Origin of the sequence: Aeromonas sp. EERV15 (assembly GCF_900079845.1) — a bacterium.
Taxonomy (GTDB): domain Bacteria; phylum Pseudomonadota; class Gammaproteobacteria; order Enterobacterales; family Aeromonadaceae; genus Aeromonas; species Aeromonas sobria.
Genome location: NZ_FKKY02000009.1, coordinates 183,953 through 196,182 on the forward strand (window position 1 = coordinate 183,953; position 12,230 = coordinate 196,182).

8 protein-coding genes, 2 rRNA genes, 1 pseudogene and 1 riboswitch are annotated in these 12,230 nt (G+C 57.0%); of the genes and pseudogenes, 7 read left to right on the plus strand and 4 right to left on the minus strand.

Annotation, left to right across the window (positions count from 1 at the left end; genetic code table 11):
* Nucleotides 1-20: 20 nt before the first annotated feature.
* Nucleotides 21-3,017 (minus strand): glycosyl hydrolase family 18 protein, encoded by a 2,997-nt coding sequence (locus BN4575_RS10180; RefSeq protein ID WP_141689764.1) that lies wholly within the window; start codon nucleotides 3,015-3,017, stop codon nucleotides 21-23.
* Between the two features lie 148 nt (nucleotides 3,018-3,165).
* A riboswitch (cyclic di-GMP riboswitch) is annotated at nucleotides 3,166-3,248 on the minus strand.
* An 838-nt stretch (nucleotides 3,249-4,086) separates the two neighbouring features.
* Here BN4575_RS10180 and BN4575_RS10185 point away from each other — a divergent pair.
* Both BN4575_RS10185 and BN4575_RS10190 read left to right on the plus strand, forming a co-directional pair.
* The gene (locus BN4575_RS10185; RefSeq protein WP_068978098.1) at nucleotides 4,087-5,490 is read left to right on the plus strand and encodes an OprD family outer membrane porin; all 1,404 of its coding nucleotides are present in this window, start codon (nucleotides 4,087-4,089) and stop codon (nucleotides 5,488-5,490) included.
* 141 nt (nucleotides 5,491-5,631) lie between these two features.
* Nucleotides 5,632-6,459 (plus strand): SDR family oxidoreductase, encoded by an 828-nt coding sequence (locus BN4575_RS10190; RefSeq protein ID WP_068978099.1) that lies wholly within the window; start codon nucleotides 5,632-5,634, stop codon nucleotides 6,457-6,459.
* Between the two features lie 91 nt (nucleotides 6,460-6,550).
* Here the strand turns inward: BN4575_RS10190 and BN4575_RS10195 are convergent, their stop codons facing one another.
* Complete coding sequence (locus BN4575_RS10195) at nucleotides 6,551-6,883, minus strand: DUF1904 family protein (protein ID WP_058052357.1); 333 nt, start codon at nucleotides 6,881-6,883, stop codon at nucleotides 6,551-6,553.
* Nucleotides 6,884-6,971: 88 nt separating this feature from the next.
* Here BN4575_RS10195 and BN4575_RS10200 point away from each other — a divergent pair, with 88 nt between their 5' ends.
* The 5 genes and pseudogenes from BN4575_RS10200 (at nucleotide 6,972) to BN4575_RS10220 (ending at nucleotide 11,852) form a co-directional block, all read left to right on the plus strand.
* Nucleotides 6,972-7,874, plus strand: coding sequence for a TraB/GumN family protein (locus tag BN4575_RS10200; RefSeq protein ID WP_068978100.1), 903 nt, complete (start codon nucleotides 6,972-6,974; stop codon nucleotides 7,872-7,874).
* 121 nt (nucleotides 7,875-7,995) lie between these two features.
* On the plus strand, nucleotides 7,996-8,175 hold the full coding sequence (locus tag BN4575_RS10205) for a DUF3149 domain-containing protein (RefSeq protein ID WP_005338733.1): 180 nt from the start codon (nucleotides 7,996-7,998) through the stop codon (nucleotides 8,173-8,175).
* A gap of 187 nt (nucleotides 8,176-8,362) precedes the next feature.
* Entirely contained in the window at nucleotides 8,363-8,944 is a 582-nt protein-coding gene (gene smrA / locus BN4575_RS10210) for a DNA endonuclease SmrA (protein ID WP_040068561.1), read from the plus strand.
* 138 nt (nucleotides 8,945-9,082) lie between these two features.
* A complete protein-coding gene (locus BN4575_RS10215; protein WP_068978101.1) occupies nucleotides 9,083-10,564 on the plus strand; it encodes a carboxypeptidase M32 in 1,482 nt (493 codons plus the stop codon).
* A gap of 325 nt (nucleotides 10,565-10,889) precedes the next feature.
* A pseudogene (locus tag BN4575_RS10220) lies at nucleotides 10,890-11,852 on the plus strand (IS1595 family transposase).
* 44 nt (nucleotides 11,853-11,896) lie between these two features.
* Here the strand turns inward: BN4575_RS10220 and rrf are convergent.
* Together rrf and BN4575_RS10230 are read right to left on the minus strand one after the other, a co-directional pair.
* Nucleotides 11,897-12,011 (minus strand): 5S ribosomal RNA (gene rrf, locus BN4575_RS10225).
* A 114-nt stretch (nucleotides 12,012-12,125) separates the two neighbouring features.
* Nucleotides 12,126-12,230 (minus strand): 23S ribosomal RNA (locus BN4575_RS10230); the annotation flags it as partial.

Consider the following 12,230-nt stretch of genomic DNA (forward strand, 5'->3'; position numbering starts at 1 on the left):
TTATCTCATTGATTTCAAGATTAATAACTACATACAGATTTCCAACTGCCGTCGGTTGCCTTTGGCTCACTGCTGGTCCACCAGTTGGCCTGCCACACCACCTTGTTATGGGTAATGCGATCGCCGCCATTGGCATGATCCCCCTGCGGCCAGGTCGGATAGGCCTTGTAAGATGCAGGATTAATGATCTGGCTGCTGCAAGTGGTCCCCGGATTCTCACCCCCACCGGAACCTAGCACCGCCTCGGGCAGAGTCGGGAACTCGGCCTTGAGACCAGCGGTCTGGTTGCCGCTGATGATGCGGATACCGCTCGGCACACCAGCGGCTGGCAGATAGTAGGTCAGCGCCACTTCTACATCGGACCCCGGTGTCCAGGCCTTCCAGGTCGGCAGGGTCAACCCTACCTTGTGAAAGTCCTTCTCGCCCGCAATGCCGTCGGAGTTCTGGTTGCCACCGCTCTCAACCACTTTCAGCCCCATGCCGCTCTGGTCGGTAATGGTATCGGAGGTAGAGGTCGGAACCAGGAACTCGATACGGGTACCGCCCGGAATGGTCTGGGTCGAGTTGTTGGTGAGCTTGAGGGTCGGGTTGATCGGATAGTTGGAGTCCCCTTCCTTGAAGCCGGAGAGGCTCACTGCGATGTCGAGCTGGGCCGCCGGAGCTGCCAGATCGTTCTGCTTGGTGTGGTACTTCGTCGCCTTGGCGAACTTGTCGTAGGCGAGCGTGGTCAGGGTATCCCCCATCCCGTACTCGTTCTTGGCAGGATCGAAAGCGTAGTCGCCCGCCATCTCCCAGAACATCACACCACCCAGACCACGGTTGATGATGTAGTCGAGCTTGTGGCCCATTGACTCTTCATCTTCGGTAGAGAGGAACACTTTCTTCTCTTCGTTCCACAACCAGGGTGCGTGGGCCTTGTCATCGTAGTAACGCACATACTTGCCTTGCATCACGTGGGCGGGGTTGTTGGGATCCAGACCCCAGGCGGTGCCGTAGCTCGGCAGTGTAGTGATGCCGAGGCTGGCCGCATTCTCCAGGTTCTTGGCATGCCACATGGGCACGGCGCCACCGCCGATCTCTTTGCCGTTCTTGTCCAGATCATGCCAGATGTTGTCGATGCCGACCGCCCCGTTGCCGCACGGAATGGTGCTGCCACCGGTGCCGGGCTGGCAATCGCTCTGGCTCGGCAGGGCCGCCTTGCCACCCAGGCCGTGGGTACCACCACTGACACCTTGCCAACCGCGGGTGTAATAGGGCACACCGACGTTGATCTTGCCGGCTGCCAGCGCACCACGGAAGTAGTGTGCCGACCAGGCCGCATTAAGGTAACCGATGCCGCCAAACTCTTTCTGGGTATAGACACCCCAGTTGGCCAACTCTCCATCAGCCTTGTTATCAAACAGAGCCGCGTTGTGGCCGACAAAGTTGTTCCAGGCACCGTGGAAGTCATAGGTCATCAGGTTGACGTAATCGAGGTACTGGGTGACCTGGAAGTTCTCCATGCCGCGCAGCAAGTAGGCCGACGCCGGTGAGGCGATGGTCAACATGTACTTGCGACCATCCTCGCTGCCCGCTGCATCCAGCTTGTTACGCAAGGTCTGCATCATCACCTTGTAGTTGGCAAACAGCTTCCCACGACACTGGTTGGAGAGTGGGAAGTCGTTGGGGTTACCCGCATCCTTCATGGAGGTGGGGTATTCGTAGTCGATATCGACCCCGTCAAAGCCGTACTGACGGATGAAACCAACTGCCGACGTGGCGAGAGCATTGATGCCGTCGGTATTGACCGAGCAATCGCCCTTGGTAGTAGCTGTGTAGAAACCGCGCGTATCGGCCCAGCCCCCTACCGAAATGAGGGTCTTCACGTCCGGATACTGCTTCTTGTACTTCGACAGCAGGTTGAAGTGGCCCTTGTAGGCGAATTCAGGATCCATTTCGGCACCCGGCACGCCATCCCAGGTCATCTTGGTGGCAGCGTCGTCCACCTTGACTTGGTGGCTCTGCTCATCCACTGCCGCGAAGGCATAGTTGATGTGGGTGATCTTGTTCCACGGAATATCGCTCACCAGATAGGCGGGCAGGCCATTCTTGCCGGTGCGCCAGGAGGTGAAATAGCCGATAACCCGGCGGGCATGGTCATCCCCCATGCACTCGTAGCCATCCGGACGGTAGATCTGACGGATATCGCAGGAGAGATTCCCCCCATCTGGCGGCAGGGCGGCCTCTTCGACATTGACGGTCACCGCCGCCGACTCGCCGCTCAGATTGGTCTTGTCTGTAGCCACCAGCTTGAGGGCAGCACTGCCTTTGGCATCCGGCGTCCAGTTCACCTGCCAGGGGGCAGTGGTATCTTCGCCAATCTTCTTGCCGTCGACAAACAGCTCGACTTTGGCCACGTCATTGTTGGCATCGGTGACATTGCCACTCACCGCCACACTGCGACCCAGCGTCACCTTGGCGCCATTGGCCGGACTGCTGATGCTCGCCTTGGGCGCCTCTGGTGCCACCACGGCGGTGACCTTGAAGTTGGAATCTGCTTCGCTCAACACTTTGCCATCTTTATCCAGTGCCCTGGCTTTCAGAGCATGGGCCCCCACTCCGGCAGCGCTCCAGCTGGCATTCCAGGGCGAGGCGCTCGCCGTGGCGACCTGCTTGCCGTCAACAAGATATTCCACCTTGACCAGCGCAGTCACCGGGCCGCTCAAGCTCACCGCCAGCGCCACGCTGGCACCTTCATTGAAACTGGCACCGGCAGCCGGTGAGCTGACAGCTACGCCGAGTGCTGGGGGGGGCACTTCGCCACCATAGAGCCTCCAGGCATCGGCCCAGACCGCACCAACGCCCGGTTCATAGTGATAGGGAGATGCCCCGCACCAGCCTGAATAGGGAAATTCTTTGCACTCGTAGAGAGCGCCGACGTTGCTGACGATATCGCCAGCCTTGTAGGCAGTACCGGATTTATAGGCGGGATAAGCGGCCTGAGCCCAGGCGGGCACAGCCGCAAGGGCGACCAGCATGGCAAGCCTGCTGGGTCTGAAGAGCTGTTGCATATTGTTATCTTCCTTGTTTTGTCTTGGCATTGGTCACCAAGGCAAAGAACAATCGCAACCTGCATGATGGGCGCAGACAACTGGCAATGGACTTGCCACAAAAACCACCCTCACCCAGGGAAACCCCGCTATCTGGATCCATGATCAAGACCGGAGGCATTGCGCCCCGACATCACTACCGGTTTGCCCTTTACCTGGGTTCCTTGAGGAACATGCCGAGTATAGGAATCAACCAGCAGAGTCTCAATCTTAATTCTCGAAAGAAAATATGTGAATTTCCAGCTAACCCTCCATGTTCAGTCAGCTAGGAATTAATATTTTTATCATTAATTTCATGCTGTTAGCCAAGTCAAAAAAACCAAAATAATCCTCATTTGCATCCCCGTAATGTGCGTTGGCTCACTGGTACGACATGCCAGAAATGTGACAATGCGCGCCCTTGGTCAACGAGCCAAGGCTATGGAATCACTGGCAAAAATAAAAAAGGAAAACCTAAATCATGTGTCATGACTCAGGTTTTCACCACCTCAGTCAGCAGGCTCAACGTCTCGCTTCCCTCCCGTGACAGCTGGCAAACATCTGGCGAATAGTTTTTTTGTAACGAAAATTTATCTGTTACAACGAGGTTAATTGCTCTACTCGGACCCTGATTGATAAAAACCAGTGTGAACGCAGGCTACAGCCAAGAAAAACGCTTTTATTGCAGCGATACAGGGGATGTAACAGATTACAGGTGCGGTAATGAATATTTGCACTCGGTCATACTTTTGAAACATGACGGGAACTTTTCATTGATATTTCGCACCGCGAACGTACTCTTATGGTTGTCCGATAGCCAAGAATCGGAACATAAAAAAACAACATGTGATGATCAGGAATGCCAACTACAGATGTGCCAAGACATCCGAGTTCGCAAGTAACCAAGACAAGATTTTTTGCCCTTAGGGGTTTTGATTGCAATGCCAATACCGAGCGGTAGGCCTGATGCCAACTGCCGGGACAAAAAGCTAAGTCCATAAAATCAGGAGCAATAAAAATGGAAAAAGTGATCTTCAAGCGCGCCGCTTTAAGTGCCGCTGTGGTAGCCGCGCTGGTCGCCCCCGGTATGGTGTTGGCAGCTCAGGATATGATGAGCCCGGAATACGGCAAGTCTTATGAAGCCTTTGCTGATGACGCCAAGCTAAGTGGTGGTCTGTTCTACTTCCAGCGTGATCGTCAGCGCATCCAAGGTGGCGCTGCTGGCGATGGAAAATATCATTCCAATCTTAGCCATGGTACCGCTCAAGCCGCCCTGAATTTTAACTCGGGTTATGCGTGGAACTTTATCGGTCTGGATCTGGGTGGATTCGGCGCTTACGATCTCTCCATCGATGAAAGTAATGGGGTTAACGAAGAAAACGAGTTCAGCTTCATTGGCAAGAAATGGGGCGATAAAATGGATGGTGTTGCGGAAGGTGGATTTAGCCTTTCTAACGCAGCACTGAAATTCAAATTGGGTGACAGTGTTACCGCTAAAGGCGGTTATACACAGTTATACGTTCCAGGTGTAATTGGTGTTAACTGGTCCTATCAACCAGGTACCTATCGTGGTGGCCAAGTCGAAGGCAACTTTGGCGGTCTCTACCTTACTTACGCAATTGCCGATGAATACAAAGCACCATGGTTTAAAGAGACTGCTGGATTCTCTAAAAAGTCTATGTATGCAGGCAGCACTGCATTTAACGATGAAAATAGCATCGACTATATCCACGGTTTAGCTGCTCGTTACACCTTCGAAAATGGCACTGCTGTGACCGGTTCTTTCGGTCAGTCCGAAGGCTACATGGATAGCTACCACTTCAAACTGGCTCACAAGTTTGACGTACTGGGCGGCCTCTCCACCAGCTACCAGTTCTACGGTTCTGAAACCGATAACAGCGATTACAACGGCCTGGCATGGCAACAAGCATTGACCGCCTCTTGGGCTATGGGACCCTATGGTTTCCGCTTGGAAGGTCTGTGGACCAAGGCGGAAGGCGATCTGGGTAACTATCTGCCTCGTTTGACCACTGGTTATGCAAACTCTCAAGGCGCCAACGAAATTTGGTGGGATTCCCGTTCCGACTGGAACGAAAACAACGAGAAAGCACTGTTTGCAGGTGTAACTCGTTCTCTGGATGACCTGGTTGGTGCGCCTGGTTGGACTGTTGGTGTATCCGGTGCTTACGGCTGGGATGCAGAAAATGGCAACAGCACACGTGTTGACGGTAAAGAGTGGGCAGCTAACTTCGATGTCATGTACACCGTACAAGATGGCAAGTTGAAAGGTACTCTGTTCAAACTGCACTTCACCGATTACAACAACAAACAAGACGAATTGGGCAGCTGGTATTACCCGAACATGTTTACTTCCGAACGTGACGTCAAGTTCCACATCATTGCTCCGTTTACCATCATGTAATCAGGCAAGACGATGTCAGCAAACCGGGCCACTTGGCCCGGTTTTCTTTTTCCCGGTTGGCAGGCTAACATGCGAGCCGGATAAGGGTTTTATCCGCACACCAGCCCGCACACTTCTGCCAGCAGTTACAAGGACGCCATCATGCCCCGTTTTGTTCTGATCACCGGTTGTTCCAGCGGTATTGGCCTCGCCGCCGCACAGGCGCTGGGGCAGCACGGTTTTACCGTGATCGCTTCGGCGCGCAAGGCGGAAGATGTGGCCCGCTTGCAGCAACAGGGATTGCTGGCGGTACAGCTGGATCTGGCGGATCCAGCCTCCATTGAGCTGGGCGCCAGTGCGGCGCTCCATCTGGCGGGCGGATGCCTCTATGGCCTGTTCAACAACGGCGCTTATGGCCAGCCTGGGGCACTGGAAGATCTGCCCACCGAGGCGCTCAAGGAGCAGTTCAATACCAATCTGTTTGGCTGGCACCATCTGATCCGCCAGGTGTTGCCGCCGATGCTGGAGGCCAAAGAGGGCCGGATAGTGCAGAACAGCTCGGTACTGGGGCTGGTTGCCATGAAGTATCGTGGCGCCTACAACGCCAGCAAGTTTGCACTGGAAGGATACAGCGACACCCTGCGCCTCGAACTAGCGGGCAGCGGGGTACATATCAGCCTGATCGAGCCGGGCCCCATCGATACCCGCTTTCGTGCCAATGCCCGCAGCGCCTTCTTGCGTCACATCGATCCGGCCCAGAGCCGCCATCAGTCTGCCTACCACCAGACCCTGACCCGGCTGGAAAAAGAGGGTGCCACTAGCGGCTTTACCCTCCCCAGCGAAGCCTGCATCCCGCCGCTGCTCCATGCACTGAGCCACGCCCATCCCAAAGCGCGCTATCCGGTGACCACCCCGACCAGGATTTTTGCACTGCTAAAACGGATCCTGCCCACTCGCTGGCTCGACAAACTGCTGGCCAAATCGGCCTGATCCCGTGATTGGCGATAAGCATCCAGTAGCGTAGATTGGGTTAGCTGTGTAGCGACCTAAACCCGACCCGCCAACCTTGTTTATCCTCTCTTCAATAGTGCTCGCCATTGCTGTAGTAGGCACTCTTGACCAGAGGGATCACCTGCACCACCACATAGGTCTGCTCCCCCAGCACCTGCTTCAAATGGCGCGTGATAAGGCGCGCGGCCGCGTCCTGCATCTCTTGTGGCCGCTCGAACCAGTGCAGCTCGACAAACGGAAAACCCGCCTCTGGCTCGCCGTTGCGGATCCAGCAGCTCTCCACCCGCTCCATGGTGACAAACTCCGGCTTGCCGCCGGTCAGCTCGCAAAGCTCGGCCAGCAGCGGGCCGCTCACCTGTTGCAGGGTATCGAGGGTAACGGCGCGAAAACGAAGATGGGGCATGGCAAACCTCTTGGTTATCTGAAATGAGGACTTATCATAGGAGTTATTGTCAGCAAGAGAAGTCACCCGGCGCATATTAAGGATCCCCATGAGATTTCATCGCACCCTCTTTGCCTTCCTGCTCTGCCTGCTGCTACCGCTGCACGCCTTTGCCGATCCCGCCTTCTATCGGGTGAGCAAGGGCAACCAGCAACACTGGCTGCTGGGCTCCATCCATGCGGGCAAGCCTGCCCTTTATCCTCTGCCCGAGCCGGTCGAGCGTGCCTGGCTGCAGAGCCGCGCACTGGTGATGGAGGTGGACATGAACAGCATCACGCCGGATCAGTGGCAACAGACCGGCTCCCTCACCCGACTGGTGGATGGCAAACCGCTCAAGGATCATCTGCCTGCCGAGCTCTATCAACGCACCCTGATGGCGGGCGCCCGCTATGGCATCGACGAGGCTACCCTCACCACCCTGCGGCCCTGGTTTGCCGCCATTACCCTGACCCAGGCCGCCATGGCCCGCTCCGACTTCAACAGTGAACTCGGGATAGACCAGCACTTTGCCACCCGGGCCGCCAAAGAGGGTAAACCGGTAGTGGGCTTTGAAACCCTGCTGGAACAGCTCGGTTATCTGGCCAGCGTGGGTGACAACCAGACCCTGATGCTCGCCAGCACCCTGGATGAGCTGCCGATGCTGGAGAGCGGATTCGCCGCCGTGATGAAGGCGTGGCAGCAGGGGGATGAGGCGGCCCTGATCAATCTGCTTAAGGAGGAGATGGCCCCGCCCGCGCTACAGAACTGGATGGAGCAAACCCTGCTGGCCGAGCGCAATCACAACTGGCTGAAAAAATGGTCCACCCTGCCCAGCGAGAGCTTTATCGTGGTAGGTGCCCTGCACCTTTACGGCGAACAGGGGTTGCTGGCGTTGCTGGAGCAGCAGGGGTGGCGCATTACCCCGCTCACCACACCGGGCCCTGTGCAGGCTCAGTCGCAAGGAGTCCAGTGAGAACGATCACAGATCGCACTGGTTATTAAACAACCTGCAAGGGAGTTGATCGGGATCATCACGGACGGGGCAAAGAGGTATTTATCATGCCTGTCATCAACCGGGTGACAGGAGCAATAAAATGGACTTTTGGCTGGACCTGATGTTTGGCAACAGCGTGGGATTGATGTCGATGCTGGTGATTATCGGCACCTTCTTGCTCATCAGCTCTTACGCGGCCTACTTCATCTACAAGGTGATGCACTCGCAACCGCCTCATTCACAGCAACCCCATTCTCAACAACCCAAAGAGGGAAAATAATCCTCTGACCACAGGCGGCAGCTCACACTGACCGCCTGTGCTGTTTTATGGTTCGCGACTGTGATTCCCGGGCCAGGCTGCACCTGTGTCCATCCTCGTCGCCCCTTATCCCCTCCCCCTTTCCCCGTTTTCTGTGCCGGTTGCGGCCGTTATAATGGCCCCCACTTTTTCTTATGGGGAGCCTGCCGTGTCTCATAACGACGAACTCTCGCTATTTATGAATGAAGTGGCCGACGTGCGGCCCATTCGCAGCGACAACATCCATCCCCATGCGGCCAAATCCGCCCCGACCGAGGCGCAGCTCGCTCGCCGTCAGGCTGCCACCGCCGAGCAACTCGCCCTCGACCACCTCACCATGGAGGCCATCGAGATGCGCGATCCGCACGAAATCATCGGCTTCAAGCGTGATGGGGTGCAGGAGGGGGTCTACAAAAAGCTGCGGCTCGGCAAATACGAGCTGCAGGCCAGCCTGGACTTGCACCAGAAAACCCTCAACGAAGCGCGCCAGACGCTGGTGCAGTTCATTGCGGATTGTGAAGTCCGGGATATCCGCTGCCTGCTGATCCTGCACGGCAAGGGGGAGCGCAGCACCCCGCGCGCCCTGCTGAAAAGCTATGTCAGCGCCTGGTTGCCGCAACTGCCCGCCGTCATGGCGATCCACAGCGCCGAGCGTCGCCACGGCGGCAGCGGTGCTCTATACGTGCTGCTGCGTAAAAGCGAACGCAAAAAAGCGGAAAACCGCGAACGGCACCAGAAGCGGCTCGGCTAATCCGCCTCTCGCCCCCATGCCTTTGGCCCGCCTGCATGATGGTGGTCAACGATGCTGCGGCGGTGTTAGCATCGAACTGCCCCGAGCATGCCAGGTACGGGGCGGCATACCATCAGGGACGATAACAAGGACAATCCCATGTCATATCAAAAGCTTGAACAACATCAGCAGCAGATCCACCGCTTTAGCCACCTCGCCGCCATCTGCGGCTGGGATCAGGCGGCCATGATGCCGGAGGGGGGCAACGATGCTCGCGCCGAAGCGATGGCCGAACTCGGTCTGCTGATCCACCAGAAGCGCACCACTCCCGAGCTGGGCGACTGGATTGCCAAGGCCGAGAGCGAACCGCTCGATGAAGTACAACGTGCCAACCTCGGCGAGATCAAGCGCCAGTGGCAAGATGCCAGCCTGCTGCCCGGTGAGCTGGTCGAAGCGCTGTCACTCGCCGGCAGCAAGTGCGAGCATGCCTGGCGCAGCCAGCGCAAGAACAACGACTGGGCCGGTTTTTCCCCCAATCTCGAGGAGGTGGTGAAACTCTCCCGTGACGTGGCGCAGCTGCGGGCCGATGCGCTTGGCGTGCGCCCCTACGACGCCATGCTGGCGCTCTATGAGCCGGGCATGACCAGCGCACGGCTCGATCAGATCTTCGGCGATCTCGCCAGCTGGCTGCCGGCTCTTATCCAGACCGTGAGTGAACAGCAGAAGGGCGATGCCCTGCTGCTGCCGCAAGGCCCCTTCCCCATCCCGACCCAACAGGCACTCGGCCAGGAGGTAATGGGGCTGCTCGGCTTTGATTTCGCCCAGGGCCGCCTCGATGTGAGCAGTCACCCCTTCTGTGGCGGCGTGCCGACCGACGTGCGGATCACTACCCGCTATAACGAGCAGGAGTTTGTCTCCAGCCTGATGGGCATAGTGCACGAAACCGGTCACGCCCGTTACGAGCAGGGGCTGCCGCGCCATCTGCTGGGTCAGCCGGTGGCCGAAGCGCGCTCCATGGCGATCCACGAGAGTCAGAGCCTGTTTTGCGAGATGCAGCTGGGGCATCATCCGGCCTTCCTCACGCTGCTGGCGCCACGCATTCGTCATCACTTCGGCGAACAAGCGGCATTTGCACCGGACAATCTGGCCAAGCTCTACAGCCGGGTCGAGCCGGGCTTTATCCGGGTCGATGCAGACGAGGTGACCTATCCGGCTCACGTCATCCTGCGCTACGAGCTGGAGCGCGATCTGGTGGAAGGGAAGATCGAGGTAGCCGACATCCCCGAGCTGTGGGATGCCAAGATGCAGCAGTGGCTGGGGCTCTCGACCAAGGGCAACTACCGTAATGGCTGCATGCAGGATATTCACTGGACCGACGGCTCGTTCGGCTACTTCCCGAGCTACACCCTGGGCGCCATGTATGCCGCCCAGCAGCGCTTTGCCCTCGAGAAAGAGCTAGGCAGCATGGGGGATGTCATCGCGGCGGGCCGCCTGCCGGAGATCTTCGGCTGGCTCGGACGCAACATCTGGTCACAGGGGAGCCTGCACAGCACCGACGAGCTGGTGCGGCGCGCCACCGGTGAAGCGCTCAACCCGCACTGGCTGCGCCAGCATCTGGAACAGCGCTACCTGAAGCGATGAGAGCTGCAAGCTAACAGCAGAACGGGGCCATTTTTAGTTGACCACTACAGGGCCCCGTTTTTATTGCGGCTTGTTGCGCTGCCAACCCTTAGTACAAGGTCAACACCAACATAACGCTGATATGTCAGCATTATCCATAAACGAAGCCCACCGTTGCCAGAGAGGTTCCCTTCCTGCACGTAGCCACAGCACAGCTGCAATTACCGCTCGATAGCGGTCAATTATCAGGCGATTTGCTGAATTTCAGCCAATAAAAAAGGCTCTGTCCCAATTATGTGTTGAAAGGCTAAGCTTGAAGTAGGCCATCCCCTTGAGGTCTACCATCATGGATACCCCAGCCTTTCAACGCCTCTTGTCTCTCTTTCCACAACTTACCCTGCGCCAACGTCGTGTTGCCCAGCAGGAGCTCACTGCGCCCCACGCCATTACCTCACTCAATACCCAGCTACCTGCATGCAGCGGTTGCCCACATTGTCAGGCCGATGCCAATCAGCTGGCTCCCTGGTGATGGAGTCGCGGACTGCGTCGCTACCGTTGCAAACTGTGTCTGCGCACCAGCTCCGTGCTGACCAAGACCCCCTTGGCCAGATTACGTAAAGCGCAGTGCAGGGAAGACTATGCGCAAGCCCTTATTGAAGGACTGACTGTCCGCCGGGCAGCTCCGCGTTGTGGGGTCAGCAAGAACACCGCGTTCCTCTGGCGTCACCGCTTCTTGCGTGCGATGGCCGCCCATCAAGCCACACGGGAAGAGGGTATCGTTGAGGTCGATGAGACCTTCTTCCTCGAATCGTTCAAGGGGCAACGGGGACTGCCGCGTCCGGCACGCCATCGTGGTGGCAAGGGGCGAACCCGTGGTACCGGGCCGGATTACATCCCAGTGATGGTGGTGCAGGACCGCGCTGGCCATCATGCAGATTTTCAGTTGGAAAAGATGAATACCGAAACAGTCATTGCAGTCTTAAAGCCCCTTGTCTCGCCGGATGCAGTGCTGTGTAGCGATGGTGCGGGCGTGTATGCCAGTTTCAGTAAAGTGCAGGGAGTGACTCATCAAGTAGTGCGCAATCGTCAGGGTGAGCGAGTGGCCGGCGCGTATCACATCCAGCATGTAAATGGGTATCACCATCGGTTGAAGGAGTGGATGGCGCGCTTCCATGGCGTGGCAACTCATTACCTGAGGAATTATCTCGGTTGGCGCAGGATGCTGGAGCGTTACGGGAAGGGAGTGAATATCAAAGCGTGTTTGCATGAGGCGCTGGGGCAACCCATGCAACACGTAATTGGGACATAGCCATAAAAAACCCCGCTCATCGAGCGGGGTTTCTTGTATTGGGTGCCTGGCAGTGTCCTACTCTCGCATGGCGAATGCCACACTACCATCGGCGCTACCGCGTTTCACTTCTGAGTTCGGCATGGGATCAGGTGGTTCCACGGCGCTATGGCCGCCAGGCAAATTAATTCAATCTGAGAAAGCTGATGTGAATAACGACTGGGTCATTATCACTGAATTAGTTAAGTAGTTCGTTCACTTGCTACAAGGCCCAGAACACTTCTTGGGTGTTGTATGGTTAAGCCTCACGGGTAATTAGTATGGGTTAGCTCAACACGTCGCCGCGCTTACACACCCCACCTATCAACGTTGTGGTCTCCAACGGCCCTTTAGGACCCT